The organism is Pantoea sp. B550 (assembly GCF_024158165.1).
Classification (GTDB): Bacteria; Pseudomonadota; Gammaproteobacteria; order Enterobacterales; family Enterobacteriaceae; genus Pantoea; species Pantoea alfalfae.
The window spans coordinates 3279557-3298295 of sequence record NZ_JAMYXI010000003.1; the positions used below are offsets into that span (position 1 = coordinate 3279557).

General features: G+C 52.6%; 12 protein-coding genes. 8 read left to right on the plus strand and 4 right to left on the minus strand.

Going from position 1 to position 18739, the window contains the following annotated elements:
• Nucleotides 1-314: 314 nt before the first annotated feature.
• From lrp to NIM72_RS18375, 6 genes are all read left to right on the plus strand, one after another.
• Nucleotides 315-809 carry a leucine-responsive transcriptional regulator Lrp gene (gene lrp, locus NIM72_RS18350; RefSeq protein WP_006118610.1) on the plus strand — a complete coding sequence of 165 codons (495 nt, stop codon included), beginning with the start codon at nt 315-317 and terminating at the stop codon, nt 807-809.
• A 118-nt stretch (nt 810-927) separates the two neighbouring features.
• Nucleotides 928-4590, plus strand: coding sequence for a DNA translocase FtsK 4TM domain-containing protein (locus tag NIM72_RS18355; RefSeq protein WP_253421463.1), 3663 nt, complete (start codon nt 928-930; stop codon nt 4588-4590).
• A 177-nt stretch (nt 4591-4767) separates the two neighbouring features.
• On the plus strand, nt 4768-5379 hold the full coding sequence (lolA, locus tag NIM72_RS18360) for an outer membrane lipoprotein chaperone LolA (protein WP_003849334.1): 612 nt from the start codon (nt 4768-4770) through the stop codon (nt 5377-5379).
• 7 nt (nt 5380-5386) lie between these two features.
• Nucleotides 5387-6730, plus strand: a complete 1344-nt coding sequence (locus NIM72_RS18365; protein WP_161734230.1) for a replication-associated recombination protein A — start codon at nt 5387-5389, stop codon at nt 6728-6730.
• A gap of 92 nt (nt 6731-6822) precedes the next feature.
• Nucleotides 6823-8115 (plus strand): serine--tRNA ligase, encoded by a 1293-nt coding sequence (gene serS / locus NIM72_RS18370; RefSeq protein WP_033732108.1) that lies wholly within the window; start codon nt 6823-6825, stop codon nt 8113-8115.
• 320 nt (nt 8116-8435) lie between these two features.
• A complete protein-coding gene (locus NIM72_RS18375; protein WP_222924270.1) occupies nt 8436-9587 on the plus strand; it encodes an MFS transporter in 1152 nt (383 codons plus the stop codon).
• A gap of 52 nt (nt 9588-9639) precedes the next feature.
• On the opposite strand, the gene pflA is transcribed toward NIM72_RS18375, so the two are convergent.
• From pflA to ycaO, 4 genes are all read right to left on the minus strand, one after another.
• Complete coding sequence (gene pflA, locus NIM72_RS18380) at nt 9640-10380, minus strand: pyruvate formate lyase 1-activating protein (RefSeq protein ID WP_161734226.1); 741 nt, start codon at nt 10378-10380, stop codon at nt 9640-9642.
• 162 nt (nt 10381-10542) lie between these two features.
• Entirely contained in the window at nt 10543-12825 is a 2283-nt protein-coding gene (gene pflB / locus NIM72_RS18385; RefSeq protein ID WP_253421465.1) for a formate C-acetyltransferase, read from the minus strand.
• Between the two features lie 71 nt (nt 12826-12896).
• Nucleotides 12897-13757 carry a formate transporter FocA gene (focA, locus tag NIM72_RS18390; protein WP_161734222.1) on the minus strand — a complete coding sequence of 287 codons (861 nt, stop codon included), beginning with the start codon at nt 13755-13757 and terminating at the stop codon, nt 12897-12899.
• Between the two features lie 373 nt (nt 13758-14130).
• Nucleotides 14131-15894, minus strand: a complete 1764-nt coding sequence (gene ycaO / locus NIM72_RS18395; protein WP_253421467.1) for a 30S ribosomal protein S12 methylthiotransferase accessory factor YcaO — start codon at nt 15892-15894, stop codon at nt 14131-14133.
• Between the two features lie 326 nt (nt 15895-16220).
• Between ycaO and serC the strand changes: the two genes are divergently transcribed.
• Nucleotides 16221-17306, plus strand: a complete 1086-nt coding sequence (gene serC, locus NIM72_RS18400; protein WP_161736096.1) for a 3-phosphoserine/phosphohydroxythreonine transaminase — start codon at nt 16221-16223, stop codon at nt 17304-17306.
• A gap of 82 nt (nt 17307-17388) precedes the next feature.
• Complete coding sequence (gene aroA, locus NIM72_RS18405; RefSeq protein WP_253421469.1) at nt 17389-18675, plus strand: 3-phosphoshikimate 1-carboxyvinyltransferase; 1287 nt, start codon at nt 17389-17391, stop codon at nt 18673-18675.
• The last annotated feature ends 64 nt before the right edge of the window (nt 18676-18739 follow it).

The window sequence follows — 18739 nt, forward strand, 5'->3', positions numbered from 1 at the left end:
CCCAGCGGTCTGTCTGGCATCTTGTCCTGAATTTGGTGATTTTACTTTGACAATCGCCTGCGCTTTTGCGAAAACATTATCAGAAGCGAATAACATTTATCGGAACAAAACAGGTTTTCGTCGCCTGTTTTGCGTGTAACGCCGAATAAAAGCAGCCTGATATGGATAATGACGCATGATGTGGACAGACAACATGCGTCATATCGATAGGTGTCAGATCACAGGCTCTGTTAGCTCACTTCAGAAATGCCCCGAACATTGAGCGTTTTCAGGGCGTGGCAGGTAAAGGGAAGGAATTAAGAGAGACAATAATAATGGTAGACAATAAGAAACGCCCCGGGAAAGACCTCGACAGAATTGACAGGAACATTCTGAATGAACTTCAGAAAGATGGTCGCATTTCAAACGTAGAGCTTTCCAAACGCGTAGGCTTATCGCCTACGCCATGTCTTGAGCGTGTACGCCGTCTCGAACGCCAGGGATTTATTCTTGGTTACACCGCGCAGTTAAACCCGCACTATCTGGATGCCTCTCTGCTGGTATTCGTTGAGATTACTCTGAATCGTGGTGCGCCGGATGTGTTTGAGCAATTTAACGCCGCTGTGCAAAAACTTGAGGAAACTCAAGAGTGTCACCTCGTTTCTGGCGATTTCGACTACCTGCTGAAAACGCGCGTACCTGATATGTCTGCCTATCGTAAGCTGCTGGGTGAAACCCTGTTGCGCCTGCCGGGCGTAAACGACACGCGAACTTATGTGGTGATGGAAGAGGTCAAACAGAGCAATCGACTGGTGATCAAAACTCGCTGATGCGGGGCAGGTGCAAAACCTGTGAGATTTCGGTACACTCCTGTGCATTCATACAGGATCAGCGTCGGGCTTGCCCGACGCTGTTGCTTCTTACTTTACAGGCACCTGGAGAGTCCTCTTGAGCCAGGAATATACAGAAGATAAAGACGTTTCGTTACAATCGCTGAGCAGTGGACGTCGTCTGCTGGAAGCGTTGCTGATTCTGGTGGCGCTGTTTGCTATCTACCTGATGGTTTCACTGGTCAGTTTTAACCCTTCCGATCCGAGCTGGTCGCAAACGGCCTGGCATGAACCTATCCATAATATCGGCGGCAGCGTCGGTGCCTGGCTGGCTGACACCTTACTCTTCATCTTTGGTGTGATGGCGTACGCCATTCCGCCCGTCATCCTGGGTCTGTGCTGGATTGGTTTCCGTCAGCGCGACAGCCAGGACTACTTTGACTACTTTGCCGTCGGGTTACGCTTAATTGGCGTCCTCGCGCTGGTGGTGACGACCTGTGGTATGGCGGCGCTGAACGCCGATGATATCTGGTACTTTGCCTCGGGCGGCGTGATTGGCAGCCTGGTCAGTAATGCTATTGCCCCCTGGTTCAGTCCGGCTGGCGGCACGCTGATGCTGCTCTGCGTCTGGGCAGCGGGGATAACCCTGTATACCGGCTGGTCATGGCTCACCATTGCAGAAAGAATTGGCGGCGTCGTCATGGGCGTGCTGACGTTTGCCAGCAACCGCTCACGTCACGATGAGCCCTGGCAGGAAGAGGATGACGAGCGGGACGCGCAAGATTATGCGGATGTCCCTGCATTGCATGTCGCCGACCAGGATGATGACGTGCTGCTGTCTGCGCCGCGTGCTGCCGATCAGAAAGATGATGTGCTGCTTTCCGCGCCACGCGCTGCCCCTCAGCCTGTGCCGACACAGCCGGATCCGCTACTGGCGAAAGCGGCAGCCGCAACCAGTGCGGCAGTAGCCGCCACTGCGGAAGCTGCAGAAGTGACCATCGCTCCCGCAGCGCCGGTTAACGCGGCACCTGCTGCAGCGGCCTTTACTGCATCGGCGCCTGCCGCATCAGCAGCAATGCCCGCATCGCCAACGGCACAACCTGCTCCAGCATCTGCACAGAGCACCCCTGCATCCTATGGTACAACGATGGCCCCGTCTCCGGCGCAGAATGCTCCTGCACCCGCGGCCTCACCACCGCTTTACCACTTTGAAATGCCAGACGAAGCCCCGGCTGCGCCGTCGTTCAATGCTTACGACGATGACGAACCTAAAATGGGTAACTGGCGTGACACATCAGCGATCCCTGCGGCCGCTACAGCCGCCACTGCCACTGCCACTGCCGCTGCCGCAACGGCGGCCACACGTACTGCACCTGTTTTTGACCTGGCACCTGAAACCAATCTGAATCCGCAGGTTAAGCAGGGTATCGGACCGGCCCTGCCGCGTCCTAATCCGGTAAAACTGCCTACACGTCGTGAACTGGCCTCTTATGGCATTAAGTTACCTTCTCAGCGCATGGCTGAAGAGAAAGCCAAAGCGGAAGAGAGCGAAACGGCCCCGGTTACGTCGGTTTCCACTGCATCTGATGCAGAAGAGGCACTGCAGCAGGCTGAACTGCGTCAGGCCTTCCAGTCTGAGCAGCAGCAACGTTACGGCACCAGCTGGCAGCAGGACGAACAAGATGAGCAGGATGCGCAGCAGCAGGATGCACTGGCACGTCAGTTCGCCGAGCAGCAACAGCAGCGCTATGAACCTGAAGTGAGAAAAGAGCCGGTATTAAATATTGATACTGCCTCAGCGTTCGATTTTTCACCGATGAAAGATCTGGTGGATGACGGCCCGTCTGAACCGCTGTTTACGATTGCCGCGACGCCTGAGCCGGAAGCACCTGCGGCTTCACACGAACCGTGGCAGCAGGTGAGTGAGGTCTCAAGCCCTCAGGCACCGGCTCAGGTGCCTGCACCTGCCCGTTTTGCACCGGCAGAACCTGCCTATAGTGCGCCAGCGACGCCTGCGGTACCCGCAGAGCCTGTTTATCATGCACCAGAGGCAGCTCAGGTCCCGGCTTATTCTGCACCTGCTTATGGTACGCCAGCAGAGCCTGAAGCGGATTATGCCGCTCCGTCTGCGCCTGTGTATGCTGCACCAACGGCGCCTCAGGCCCCGGCTTATGGCGCGCCGTCTTATAGCGCGCCAGCCGCTGAGCCGGTTCAGCCAGTTGAAGAAGCGAAACCTTCACTGCATGACAGCCTGATCCATCCGTTCCTGATGCGCCATGAGCAGCCGCTGGAGAAACCGTCCACGCCACTGCCTTCGCTGGATCTCCTGACGGCGCCACCTGAAGAGGAAGAGCCGGTTGATATGTTCTCGCTGGAGCAGACTGCCCGTCTGGTGGAGTCACGCTTAGGCGATTACCGCGTCAAAGCCGAAGTAGTTGGCATCTCGCCTGGCCCGGTTATCACCCGTTTCGAGCTTGACCTGGCACCGGGTGTGAAAGCCGCACGTATTTCTAACCTGTCGCGCGACCTGGCACGATCACTCTCGACTGTCGCAGTTCGCGTGGTGGAAGTGATCCCTGGCAAACCTTATGTGGGCCTGGAACTGCCAAACAAACATCGTCAGACCGTCTATCTGCGTGAAGTACTGGATTGCCCTAAATTCCGCGACAATCCGTCGCCACTGGCCGTCGTGTTGGGTAAGGACATTGCCGGTCAGCCGGTCGTGGCCGACCTGGCGAAAATGCCACACTTGCTGGTTGCCGGTACTACCGGTTCCGGTAAGTCTGTGGGCGTGAACGCCATGATCATCAGCATGCTCTACAAGGCGACACCGGAAGAAGTTCGCTTCATTATGATCGACCCGAAAATGCTGGAGTTGTCGGTCTACGAAGGCATTCCGCATCTGCTGACCGAAGTTGTCACCGACATGAAGGATGCCGCGAATGCGCTGCGCTGGAGCGTCGGTGAAATGGAGCGACGTTACAAGCTGATGTCGGCGCTGGGCGTTCGTAACCTGGCGGGTTACAACGAAAAAGTGGAGCAAGCCGAAGCGATGGGCCGTCCGATTCCTGATCCGTTCTGGAAACCGGGCGACAGCATGGATATGACCCCGCCGGTTCTGGAGAAACTGCCTTATATCGTGGTGATGGTCGATGAGTTTGCTGACCTGATCATGGCGGTGGGGAAAAAGGTTGAAGAGCTGATTGCGCGCCTGGCACAAAAAGCCCGTGCTGCGGGTATCCATCTGGTGCTGGCAACACAGCGTCCATCCGTAGATGTCATTACTGGCCTGATCAAAGCGAATATCCCGACACGTATCGCCTTTACCGTTTCAAGCAAGATAGACTCACGTACCATTCTCGATCAGGGCGGCGCGGAGTCACTGCTGGGTATGGGTGACATGCTTTACATGCCGCCAAACTCCTCACTGCCAGTTCGTGTTCACGGTGCCTTTGTGCGTGATCAGGAAGTGCATGCGGTGGTTCAGGACTGGAAAGCACGTGGTCGTCCGCAATATATCGACAGTATTACGGCAGGCGAAGAGAGCGAAAGTGCTGGTGGCATCGATAGCGATGAAGAACTCGATCCACTCTTCGATCAGGCTGTCGGCTTTGTGGTCGATAAGCGCCGAGCCTCGATTTCAGGCGTTCAGCGTCAGTTCCGCATCGGCTATAACCGTGCTGCACGTATTATTGAGCAGATGGAAGCGCAGGGTATCGTCTCTGCACCAGGCCACAATGGTAACCGTGAAGTGCTGTCGCCACCGCCTCACGATATGTAGCGGTTAAATGTTTTGAAACACTACTTAATGAGCCAGTTTCTACTGGCTCATTGTTTTTATACGGTTAACCCCCATATCTGGATCAGCTTTCGGCTTTTTCCTCTGTTCTGATGGCGGAACGGCGACCAGGCTTAATGCAGTTATCGATGGGAACGTTTAAATAAGGAATTGAAGCAGATGAAATTACGCGTAATCGCTCTTGGCCTGTTGGCCACTTTTTCTTCAGCCAGCGTTCTGGCTGATGCTTCCAGTGATCTGCAACAGCGCCTGAACAAGGTCAGCAGCTTCCACGCCAGCTTCACGCAAAAAGTGACCGACAGCAGCGGTGCCAATGTGCAGGATGGTGAAGGCGAATTGTGGGTTAAACGTCCCAGCCTGTTTAACTGGCACATGACCGCGCCGGACGAAAGCATCATTATCTCTGACGGTAAATCGCTGTGGTTCTACAATCCATTTGTTGAGCAGGCGACTGTAAGTCTGCTGCAGAATGCGACCAGCAATACGCCGTTTATGCTGATTGCCCGCAACCAGTCGAACGACTGGAAGCAGTACAACATCAAACAGCAGGGTGACAATTTCGAGCTGACACCGAAAAACAGTGATGGCAACCTGAAACAGTTCACCATTCAGGTGACCTCCAGCGGCACCATTAACCGCTTCAGCGCTATCGAACAGGATGGCCAGCGCAGTGATTACCAGCTGAAAAGCCAGCAGAATGGCGCTATCAGCCCGGATAAATTCACGTTCACACCGCCTAAAGGCGTGACGGTGGACGACCAACGTCAGTGAGGTCACGGTGAGTAACCTGTCTCTGGATTTTTCCACCGAAAATTTCAAACCTCTGGCCGCGCGTATGCGGCCAGAAACATTGAAACAGTACATTGGTCAGCAACATCTGCTGGGTGCGGGCAAACCACTGCCGCGCGCGATTGAAGCAGGGCACCTGCACTCGATGATCCTGTGGGGACCACCCGGGACCGGCAAGACGACACTCGCTGAAATCATTGCGCATTATGGTAACGCCGATGTGGAGCGTATCTCAGCTGTCACTTCGGGTGTGAAAGAGATTCGTGAGGCAATTGAGCGTGCCCGCCAGAATAAACATGCCGGGCGGCGCACCATCCTGTTTGTGGATGAGGTCCATCGGTTCAACAAGAGCCAGCAGGATGCTTTTCTGCCGCATATCGAAGATGGCACGATTACCTTTATTGGCGCGACCACCGAAAACCCCTCTTTTGAACTTAACTCCGCGTTGCTCTCCCGCGCCCGCGTCTATCTGCTGAAATCGCTGACTCTGAAAGATATTGAGCAGGTGCTGGATCAGGCGATGCAGGACAAAACACGCGGGTATGGCGACAGTGATATTGTGCTGCCGGACAACACGCGCAGGATGATTGCTGAGCTGGTTAATGGCGATGCACGCCGGGCGCTGAACACGCTGGAGATGATGGCGGATATGGCCGAAATCACCGCCTCGGGTCAGCGTGAACTGACGCCGCAGTTGCTCAACGAAGTCTCGGGTGAGCGATCCGCGCGTTTTGATAACAAAGGCGACCGCTTTTACGATCTGATTTCGGCTCTGCACAAATCTGTGCGCGGTTCGGCACCCGATGCGGCGCTTTACTGGTATGCACGCATTATTACCGCAGGTGGCGATCCGCTCTATGTGGCACGCCGGTTGCTGGCTATCGCCTCAGAAGATGTCGGCAATGCCGACCCACGCGGTATGCAGGTGGCAATTGCGGCCTGGGATTGCTTTACGCGTGTCGGGCCGGCAGAAGGGGAGCGTGCTATTGCGCAGGCGATTGTCTATCTGGCCTGCGCGCCTAAAAGTAATGCGGTCTATAACGCGTTTAAAGCTGCAATGCGCGATGCGCGCGACCATCCCGATTACGATGTACCTGAGCATCTGCGCAATGCGCCGACTAAGCTGATGAAAGAGATGGGCCTGGGCAAAGAGTATCGTTATGCCCATGACGAAACCAACGCTTATGCCGCCGGTGAAGTCTATTTTCCGCAGGAACTGGCCAGCGCACGCTATTACACTCCAACCCAGCGCGGGCTTGAGGGTAAGATTGGTGAAAAGCTAAGCTGGCTCGCTGAGCAGGATCAAAATAGCCCGACAAAACGCTACCGCTGAAACAGACGTTACGGTAATGTGGGCAATGTTTTCAACGCATTCCGCAGGAATGCGTCCCTTCTTTCAACCAACTTTTTATACACAGGATAAGCATGCTCGATCCCAATCTGCTGCGTAACGAGCCAGACGCAGTCGCAGAAAAACTGGCACGCCGGGGATACAAACTGGATGTGGAAACGCTGCGTTCGCTTGAAGAGCGTCGCAAAGTACTGCAGGTGGAAACTGAAAATCTGCAGGCAGAGCGTAATTCCCGATCCAAATCCATCGGTCAGGCCAAAGCACGTGGGGAAGACATCGAGCCGCTGCGTCAGGAAGTGAACGCGCTGGGCGAACGCCTGGATGCCGCAAAAGCAGAACTGGATGAACTGCAGAATCAAATCCGTGACTTTGCGCTGGCGCTGCCGAACATTCCGGCAGATGAAGTGCCGCTGGGCAAAGATGACAGCGAAAACCAGGAAGTGAGCCGATGGGGTACACCGCGCGAATTCAGCTTCCAGGTTAAAGATCACGTTGAGCTGGGTGAAGCGGCGAAAGGTCTGGATTTTGCGGCTGCCGTTAAACTGACCGGTTCGCGCTTTGTGGTCATGCAGGGGCAGATTGCCCGCCTGCACCGTGCACTGAGTCAGTTTATGATTGACCTGCACACTGAGCAGCATGGCTACCTTGAAACCTACGTGCCTTACCTCGTTAACCACGAAACGCTTTATGGTACCGGACAGCTGCCTAAGTTTGGCGAAGACCTGTTCCATACCCGTCCGCTGGAAGAGCAGTCAGACAGCAGCAACTATGCGTTGATTCCTACCGCGGAAGTGCCGCTGACCAACCTGATGCGCGACGAGATCGTGGAAGAGGATAGCCTGCCGGTTAAACTGACCGCGCATACGCCATGCTTCCGTTCTGAAGCGGGTTCTTACGGTCGTGACACGCGCGGCCTGATCCGTATGCACCAGTTCGACAAAGTTGAAATGGTGCAGATTGTCACTCCGGAACAGTCAATGGATGCGCTGGAAGAGCTGACTGGTCATGCAGAGAAAGTGCTGCAGCTGCTGAATCTGCCGTATCGTAAGGTTTTACTCTGTACTGGCGATATGGGCTTTGGATCGACCAAAACCTACGATCTGGAAGTCTGGCTGCCAGCGCAGAATACCTATCGTGAGATTTCATCCTGTTCCAACATGGGTGATTTCCAGGCGCGTCGTATGCAGGCGCGTTATCGCAACAAACAGGAAAAGAAACCGCGTCTGGTTCATACCCTGAATGGCTCAGGTCTGGCCGTAGGCCGTACTTTGGTCGCGGTGCTGGAGAACTATCAGCAGGAAGATGGCCGCATCACCGTACCTGAAGTTTTACGCCCCTACATGAATGGCGTTGATATCATCGGCTAAGCGATTCACAATCTCTTAAACCCGGCTATGGCCGGGTTTTTTTATGCCTGATTTTTGAAAAAAAGGATTTATTGAGACGGAATTTATTCACAAATAAACGTTATCGATACCAGGTGCGCCGGAACGCTTAAAAAGCTAATTTTTCATAGAGATAGCGTTCAGCAGCGTGCCGCATAATACAATTGTAACCCACTGAAGATTAGTAGATTAAATTGTCCCGCAGCAAAATGTGCTGCTGTCAAATTCGGCCCATTGACTTTAAAAAAGCCAGTGGCAAACTGCGCGCAATTTCCTTCATTTTGCTCTGGTTTTTATCCCCTATGTCAACCTGGTCACGCCCCGTGATATTGCTGCTTTGCGGCCTGATGTTAATGACTGTCGCCATTGCCGTGCTGAATACGCTTGTTCCGCTGTGGCTGACGCATGACTTACTGACAACCTGGCAGGTAGGTATCGTAAGTTCCTCTTATTACACCGGCAATCTGGCAGGTACATTGCTGGCAGGCTGGTTAATCAGGCATTACGGGTTTAATCGCAGTTATTATCTGGCAACAGGACTCTTTGCCGTGGCAACGATTTGCCTGGTAGCGATGGAAGGTTTCTGGGCATGGAGTTCGCTTCGTTTTGTCGCGGGCGTAGGCTGTGCACTGATGTGGGTCGTGGTTGAAAGCGCACTTCTCTGTAGCGGAACCGTCCGCAATCGTGGACAGCTACTGGCTGCCTATATGATCGTTTATTATCTCGGCACTGTAACCGGTCAGTTACTGGTCAGCACACTCTCAACAGAATTACTGAGCGTAGTACCCTGGGTCACTTCGCTGGTGTTCTGCGCGGTACTGCCGCTGGTCTTCACACGGGTATCAGCCACCGGTGAAGCGGCTGAAGCGGCACCGGCTCGCATCTGGCCGATGCTTCGTCGCCGCAGTTCACGTCTCGGCATCAATGGGTGCATTATCTCCGGTATCGTTTTAGGCTCGCTTTATGGCCTGATGCCGCTTTACCTGTCGCATCAGGGAATGAGTGATGCCAATGTCGGCTACTGGATGGCGTTACTGGTTAGCGCAGGGATTGTCGGGCAGTGGCCAGTTGGTCGTCTTGCCGATCGTTTCGGCCGCTTGCTGGTGCTGCGGGTGCAGGTCTTTGTCGTTATCCTGGGGGCGATGGCCATGTTAACCAATGCCGCAATGGCGCCAGCGCTGTTTGTTCTGGGACTGGCAGGCTTCACACTCTATCCGGTGGCGATGTCCTGGGCTTGCGAGACAGTCGCACATCATGAACTGGTTGCGATGAATCAGGCGCTGCTGATGAGTTATACCGTTGGCAGTCTGGCTGGACCCGCAATGACCTCTGTTCTGATGCAGAATTATTCTGACCGGCTGCTGTTTGTGATGATCGCCGCAGTGGCGCTGATCTATCTGCTGATGCTGCTGCGTAAAGTGGATCAGCAGGCGACGCCAGTGGCACATGCCTGATCGCTGAACAGTAAAAAGGGAGCGTTAAGCTCCCTTTTTTATGACCGATTATTCAGTACATCACTTCGTGACCGTAGCTGGCGAGAATGTTTTTAACGCGTTCCATCGTCTCTTTCCCCGGTGGTTTCACCCCATCCAGCTTGTACTCTTCACCCATCGCAATCCATTTATGCTTACCCAGCTCGTGATAGGGCAGTAATTCAATCTTCTCGACGTTCTTCATGTCACGTGTGAATTCACCCAGCCGATGCGCGGTGTCATCATCGTCAGAATAGCCAGGTACCACGACAAATCGGATCCAGGTCCGCTTGCCTTTTTTCTGCAGATAGCGGGCAAAATCCAGCGTACGATGATTGGATACACCCACCAGAATCTGATGCACGTCATCATTCATCTGTTTGAGATCGAGCATCACTAAGTCAGTCACGTCGAGCAGTTCGTCGATCACTGGATCGTAGCGGCGTACGAAACCGTTGGTGTCGAGACAGGTATGGATGCCTTCGGCCTTGCAGGCGCGGAACCAGTCACGCACAAATTCAGCCTGAAGAATCGCTTCACCCCCTGACGCAGTAACACCGCCACCAGACGCATTCATAAAGTGGCGATAGGAGAGCACATCCGCCATCAGCGCCTCGACGCTGATCTCTTTTCCGCCGTGAGTATCCCAGGTGTCACGGTTGTGACAGTAGAGACAGCGCATCAGGCAGCCCTGGAAGAAGGTGATGAAACGGATGCCGGGACCGTCGACGGTCCCGCAGGATTCAAATGAGTGGATACGACCGTTAACTGACATTGCGATGTTTCTCCAGTGAGTCTGCCGGGACAGACGGCGCAATCTCTGTTGCGCTCAGGGCAGGAAATCGATTCTGAGAGGAACCTTGATGAAGATGACCATCAGAACAGACTTTTAAGGAAAAGGCTCCGCGAGGAGCCTTTTTATCGGGTTTAGCCGTGATTACAGTGACTGTGTGAAGGTACGGGTAATCACATCCTGCTGCTGCTCTTTAGTCAATGAGTTAAAGCGTACAGCGTAACCAGAAACGCGAATTGTGAGCTGCGGATACTTCTCCGGATGCTCCATCGCGTCCAGCAGCATTTCACGGTTCATGACGTTGACGTTAAGGTGCTGGCCGCCTTCGATGCTGGCTTCGTGATGGAAGTAACCATCCATCAGACCGGCAAGGTTGGTTTTGCGCACATTATCATCTTTACCCAACGCGTTTGGCACGATTGAGAAGGTATAGGAGATACCATCTTTCGCATAGGCAAACGGCAGTTTAGCGACAGAAGTCAGTGAAGCCACAGCACCTTTCTGGTCACGACCATGCATCGGGTTAGCACCGGGTCCAAACGGTGCGCCAGCGCGACGTCCATCCGGCGTGTTACCGGTTTTCTTACCATACACCACGTTCGAAGTGATAGTCAGGACAGACTGCGTCGGCACGGCATTACGATAGGTAGTCAGCTGTTGAATTTTCTTCATGAAGCGTTCAACCAGATCGCAGGCCAGGTCATCAACGCGGGCATCGTTATTACCGAACTGTGGATATTCACCTTCGATATCGAAGTCGATCGCCAGACCATCTTCGTCACGAATCGGTTTCACTTTGGCGTATTTAATTGCTGAAAGTGAATCCGCAGCAACAGAAAGACCGGCGATACCACAGGCCATGGTGCGATAGACATCCCGGTCATGCAGGGCCATCAGTGCCGCTTCATAGCTGTACTTATCATGCATGTAATGGATGATGTTCAGCGAAGTCACATACTGCTTCGCCAGCCAGTCCATGAAGTGATCCATACGCTCCATGACGGTGTCGAAATCCAGCACGTCGTCGCTGATTTTGTCGCCTTTCGGTCCGACCTGCATTTTTAGTTTTTCATCCACGCCGCCGTTGATTGCGTAAAGCAGCGTTTTCGCCAGGTTGGCACGTGCGCCAAAGAACTGCATTTGTTTGCCGACAATCATCGGGCTCACGCAGCAGGCGATGGCGTAGTCGTCATTGTTGAAATCAGGACGCATGAGGTCATCGTTCTCATACTGCAAAGATGAGGTATCGATAGAGACTTTAGCGGCGTATTTCTTGAAATTAATGGGCAGTTTTTCTGACCACAGAATGGTCATGTTTGGCTCAGGTGAAGGACCCATGGTGTAAAGGGTATTCAGGAAGCGGAAAGTGCTTTTGGATACCAGTGTACGACCATCAACGCCCATACCTGCCAGTGATTCGGTTGCCCAGATTGGGTCACCAGAGAACAGCTCATCATATTCTGGGGTACGCAGGAAGCGAACCATGCGCAGTTTCATGACCAGATGGTCAATCAGTTCCTGAGCCTGTTCTTCCGACAGCTTACCGGCTTTAAGATCACGCTCAATGTAAACATCCAGGAAGGTTGAGACGCGGCCAAAGGACATGGCAGCACCGTTTTGTGATTTAACGGCAGCCAGGTAACCATAGTAAGTCCACTGCACAGCTTCCAGCGCGTTGGTGGCCGGACCGGAAATGTCATGACCATATTTTGCGGCCATCTCTTTGATCTGGGCCAGCGCATGATGCTGATCGGAGATCTCTTCACGCAGACGAATGGTCGCCTCGAGATTCACACCGTTCTCTAAATCTTCCTGCAGTGATGCGAACTGAGAGAATTTATCCGCCATCAGGAAATCGATGCCGTACAACGCCACACGACGATAGTCACCGATAATACGACCACGACCATAAGCATCAGGAAGACCGGTCAGAATACCTGATTTGCGGCAGCGCAGAATGTCCGGGGTATAAACATCGAAGACACCCTGGTTGTGTGTTTTGCGGTATTCGGTGAAGATTTTTTTCAGAGAAGGGTCGAGTTCACGGCCATACACTTTGCATGAACCTTCGACCATTTTGATGCCGCCATAAGGAATGATGGCGCGTTTTAATGGTGCTTCAGTCTGCAGACCAACAATTTTTTCCAGAGACTTATTAATGTAGCCCGCGTCGTGCGAGGTAATTGTGGAGGCGAGATCGGTGTCGAAGTCGACTGGCGCGTGGGTGCGGTTCTCAATTTTGATGCCTTCCAGCACGCTTTCCCACAGCCTGGTGGTTGCTTCAGTGGCGCCCGCCAGGAATGACTCATCACCTTCATAGGGGGTGTAGTTTTTCTGAATGAAGTCGCGCACATTGACGCTGTTCTGCCATTCGCCTTCAGCAAATCCTTCCCATGCTGAAGCCAGTTTTGCATTAAGTTCGGTCATAATATACCTGCCTTATATGAAGAGACTTTACGGTCGGGCACAGTCAACGTCCTGTGCCGTCAAAAATGCGTTTAATGTACCTGGTCACCTTTGCGGAGATAGATAACCCAGTAAGTCAGCCCAACCAGAACGCCACCGCCGATGATGTTACCGATCGTTACGGGAATCAGATTATGGAGAATAAAGTTACTGACGGTCAGCGAATGAAACTGTGCAGCCGTGGTGCCAGCAGCCTGCCAGAACTCAGGTGTTGCGAAGTCGCGGATAGTAATGGCATAGGGAATGAGAAACATGTTAGCGATGCTGTGTTCGAAACCGCTGGCGACAAACATCCCAACAGGCAGAATCATCACGACCAGCTTATCGGTCAGGCTGCGACCGGAATAGCTCATCCAGACGGCGAGGCAGACCAGCAGATTAGCTAATGTACCCAGACAGACTGCTTCTATAAAGGTGTGATGCATCTTGTGATCGGCGGTTTCCAGGACATTCAACCCCCATGCACCATTCGCAACCATATGCTGTCCGGCAAACCACATCAGGGCGACAAAGAAGAGTGCACCGGCCAGGTTACCGGCGTAGACGTTAATCCAGTTGCGGGCCAGCTGACCCCAGCTGATGCGACCACTGGCTTTAGCCACGACGATTAGTACCGTCGAGGTAAAAAGGTCGGCACCACACACCACGACCAGCATCAAACCGAGAGAGAAGCAGATACCGCCAATCAGTTTGGCTATACCATAAGGCATCGCGCCACTGCCGGTAGTCGCTGTAATATAAAAAACGAATGCGATTGAGATGAATACGCCAGCGTTTATGGCCAGAAAGAAGGTAGTAAAGGGATGTTTGGTTGCTTTATAGATACCGGCGTCTTCGGCCACTTTCGCCATTGCGGCGGGTAATAAAAGATTAAAAGGGTTGTCAGTTTTCACACTAACTTACTCCTGAAGTTGTCTGAAAAAATACTAACAAAGGAGTATAGGTCAGTAATTGATGTGGATCATGTTTGACGAAATGGTAGCCAGGCTATCGTGTTTAAATGGAAAAATAATTGCGTAACTTACTGAAAATAAAGTATTAAATAAATTTTAAAAATACAAATATATTTTAATGACAGGCGATTGCGCGCGTTTTTAATTCAAGCGGTGTTATAAATTAATATCTTATATGTTAAGTAAAATAATGGAATGTGGCGGAGGGTATTTTTATTACAGCTAATGTTTCATTGAGATAGAGGAAAATTATGGCACCAGATAAATCCAGTGCCATGTTGAGCTATCTGTTTCCAGCGTCAGGCGTTATGCCTTACGCTTTTTTCCAGTAATGACGTTTGGCAGCTTGCAGTTTTTCGTATGCAGCAAGCAGGGATTGATGAGCCGGAAATGCCTGCAACTCTTCATACACAGCCTGAAGCCCATTAAACGGATTCTCACCACTGATAGCGGCGGAAGCCGCTTCCATTGCGTTCTCACCATACATACGCAGGAAGGCGTGATGATATTGCAGCGGATCGCGCTCATCTTCCATTGCCAGTAACAGCAGGGTCTGCAGGCAACGATAGTAATTAGCCCGCTCTGGCGTAAAGATTGAGCTGTTAAACTCCATTGTCCATTCTGTCCAGATCAATGCCTGATCCAGATCGCCGCCCGCCAGCGCCAGCATCGCTTTTAGTTCGCCAATACGCAGCGTGTACCAGCCGTTGTCTTTACCGGTTGCCAGACCCAGCAGCTCGCGAACACGGGTGAAGTCGTCAAAACCTTCATCATCCAGCTGTCCAATCAGATCCAGATACTCTTCCGGATTCCAGTTGCTGTCAGGCAGGGCAAGCAGGGTTGCACGGATGCCAGCACCCATGCTGTTATTCGCCAGGAACAAATCTTCCGCCGGGTAGATATCAGACATGCCAGGTACGATAATGCGGCAGGCATAAACACCCAGGTGCTCGTAGTCAGCGATATAGACTTCCTGATTTTCTGAAGCGAAGATCGCCATCAGCGTAGCAAATTCCTGCTCGGTGCTGCCTGCGAAAGACCAGTCGACAAAGGGATAATCCGCCGTCTCTTTAAACAGATCCCAGGAGATAAGACCGCTTGAATCGATGAAGTGTGTTTCGAGGTTGGCATGTTCAGCCACTTCTTCGTCATCAAAGGTCGGTGGTGTAAACACATCCAGATCTTTGAGGCTGCGACCCTGCAGCAACTCGGTGACGGTACGCTCCAGCGCCACACCGAAATCAGGATGCGCACCAAATGAGGCAAAGCAGGTGCCGTTGGTCGGGTTAAACAGTACCACACAAATAACCGGATATTTGCCACCCAGCGAGGCGTCATAAGCGAAAATCGGGAAGCCTTCTGCTTCAAGGCGCGCAATCGCTTCAATGACGTCAGGATAGCGCTGCATCACCTCATCAGGAATCGCTGGCAGGCTGATTGCTTCCGCAATAATGCGGTTTTTAATGTAGCGCTCAAACACTTCTGAAAGCCCCTGAACACGGGCTTCATTTGCGGTGTTACCTGCAGACATGCCATTTGAAACATAGAGGTTGCCGATAATGTTCATCGGAATATAGACAGTGTGCTGATCGGACTGGCGGGTAAAGGGCAGAGCGCATATACCACGCTCAGCATTGCCGGATTGCAAATCAATGAGGCCGGAAGCCGTCAGAGCATTGTCGGCATCGTAAAACGCGTGCAGGCGCGCATCCAGAATGCCTTCAGGTAAGGAATCATCCTCTGGTAACGCAAACCATTTTTCATTGGGATAGTGAACAAAATCACCGTCAGCGATCTTTTTCCCCAGCCAGAAGTCAGCAAAAAAATAGTTAGTAGAGAGACGCTCGAAATACTCACCCAGTGCAGAGGCCAGTGCCGCTTTTTTACTGGCGCCTTTACCATTGGTAAAACAGAGCGGGCAATCGCGGTCGCGGATATGCACTGACCAGACGTGGGGGACAGGATTCAGCCAGGAGGCTTCTTCAATGTTAAAGCCAAGATCCTGCAGCTTGTTCTGGAAACGCGCGATGGAGTCTTCCAGTGCGGCATCTTTGCCCGGGATAAATGTTTGCGTCATAGTGCCGCTCTCTCTGTTGTCATAGGGTGCGTAAAGCGCGCCATGATACGGATTTTGCTAACTGACCGCTATCAGGGCGGGACATTTTTACTGGCTTAGTTTACCGACGTAGTTTTCATCACAGCGGCACTCTGGCCAAACGCAAATTGATGGCGCTGGATAAAGCCTCACAAAATTCCGTTGAGATTTACATTGGTAACATAACCTCCGGCGAGCCGGATTCAGAAAATGTGACCGCACCCTGATTTATGATTGCAGCTATCAGAATGCAGTGATAAAACCGGATGGTTATTCATAACCGTTCGATATGACAGTGGTGAGGGGAAATGACGCAAGTTTATAATTTTAGCTCTGGCCCGGCGATGCTACCGGTTGAAGTCCTTCGTCGTGCAGAACAGGAGCTGACGAACTGGCGCGGTCTGGGTACCTCTGTAATGGAGATCAGTCACCGCAGTAAAGAGTTCATTCAGGTGGCTGAGGAAGCGGAGCAGGACTTCCGTGATCTGCTAAAAATACCGGCTAATTACAAAGTTTTATTCTGTCATGGCGGCGCGCGTGCGCAGTTCGCTGCAGTACCGGGTAATCTGCTCGGGCAAGCGACCAGCGCCGACTATGTCGATGGCGGCTACTGGGCACACAGTGCAATTAAAGAAGCGGAAAAGTATTGTTCTCCGCGTACGCTGGATGTGAAAACCACTCGCGATGGTAAACGTGCCATTCTGCCGATGAGCGAATGGCAGGTGAGTGAATCGTCTGCTTATCTGCATTTCTGCCCGAATGAAACTATCGATGGCATCGCCATTGATGAACAGCCCGATTTCGGCAATAAAACTGTTGTCGCTGACTTCTCATCTACCATTTTGTCACGTCCGATCGATGTGAGCCGCTATGGCGTGATTTATGCGGGTGCGCAAAAAAATGTCGGTCCGGCCGGGTTAACGCTGGTTATCGTTCGCGACGATCTGCTGGGTCAGGCGCACGCCTCTGTACCTTCAATTCTTGATTACAAAGTGCTGGCCGATAATGATTCGATGTTTAATACCCCGCCAACATTTGCATGGTATCTCTCAGGCCTGGTGTTTAAATGGCTGAAAGAGAAGGGCGGTGTGGCCGAAATTGATCGTATCAATCAGGCAAAATCTGACCTGCTTTATGGCGTTATCGATCACAGTGGCTTCTACCGTAACGATGTGGCTAAAGAAAATCGCTCGCGCATGAATATTCCTTTCCAGCTGGCGGATGCGTCGCTCGATGCACTGTTCCTGGAAGAGTCATTTAAGGCAGGATTGCATGCGCTTAAAGGCCATCGTGTAGTAGGCGGTATGCGCGCCTCTATTTATAATGCGATGCCGCTGGAAGGTGTGAAGGCGCTGACCGATTTCATGGTCGACTTTGAACGCCGTCACGGCTGATTATTAAGATATCAGCGTTGATGCTGATGCCAGACCTCGTCATAGGGCGAGGTCTCTGTATTTTTTGAGGATTTCGTTTCACATGCAGGACTCCCTGACTCTCCAACCGATCGCGCGTGTCGATGGCACCGTAAATCTGCCCGGCTCAAAAAGCGTTTCCAATCGCGCATTGCTGCTGGCTGCGCTGGCTGAAGGTACCACCCGTCTCACCAACCTGCTCGACAGCGATGATGTTAAGCATATGCTGAATGCGCTGACCGCGCTGGGCGTAAGCTATACGCTCTCCAGCGATCGCACCGTGTGTGAAGTGACGGGAAATGCCGGGCCACTGCACTCCTCTCAACCGTTGTCGCTGTTTCTGGGCAATGCCGGAACCGCAATGCGTCCTCTGGCCGCTGCACTCTGTTTGGGCGAGCACGATATTGAGCTGACCGGCGAACCCCGCATGAAAGAGCGTCCAATCGGGCATCTGGTTGATGCACTTCGTCAGGGTGGAGCAACTATTGAGTACCTGGAAAACGAAAACTATCCGCCGCTGCGTTTACGCGGTGGTTTCACCGGGGGTGAAGTCAGTGTAGATGGCAGCGTCTCCAGTCAGTTCCTGACAGCACTGCTGATGACCGCGCCGCTGGCACAGCAGGATACCTGCATCACTATCAAAGGCGATTTGGTTTCCAAACCTTATATTGATATCACACTCAATCTGATGCAGTGCTTTGGCGTCGGGGTTGAGAATCAGAACTATCAACGCTTTCTGATTAAGGGACAGCAACAGTATCAGTCACCGGGCGATTACCTGGTTGAAGGCGATGCCTCTTCCGCCTCCTATTTCCTGGCTGCCGGCGCAATAAAAGGTGGCACGGTTCGCGTCACCGGTATCGGACGCCAGAGTGTGCAGGGCGATATCCGTTTCGCTGATGTGCTGGAAAGGATGGGTGCGGTGATTGAGTGGGGTGATGATTTCATTGCCTGCACGGCCGCAAAACTGCAGGCCATTGATATGGACATGAACCATATCCCGGATGCTGCCATGACCATCGCGACCACCGCGCTGTTTGCCGACGGCACGACCCAGTTACGTAATATTTATAACTGGCGGGTAAAAGAGACTGATCGACTGAGCGCAATGGCTACAGAGCTGCGTAAAGTGGGGGCGGAAGTTGAAGAGGGTCATGACTATATCCGTATTACACCGCCAGCATCGCTGATTCATGCTGATATTGGTACCTACAACGATCACCGCATGGCAATGTGTTTTTCGCTGGTTGCCCTTTCCGATACACCAGTAACTATTCTCGATCCTGGCTGTACAGCGAAAACCTTCCCGGACTATTTTGTTCAGCTGGCTAAAATCAGCCAGCACGCCTGATATCGCCTTTCCGGTGCGGTTCCGCACCGGGTCTCCCCCTGATTTAATCTGGCTGTAACCTGAC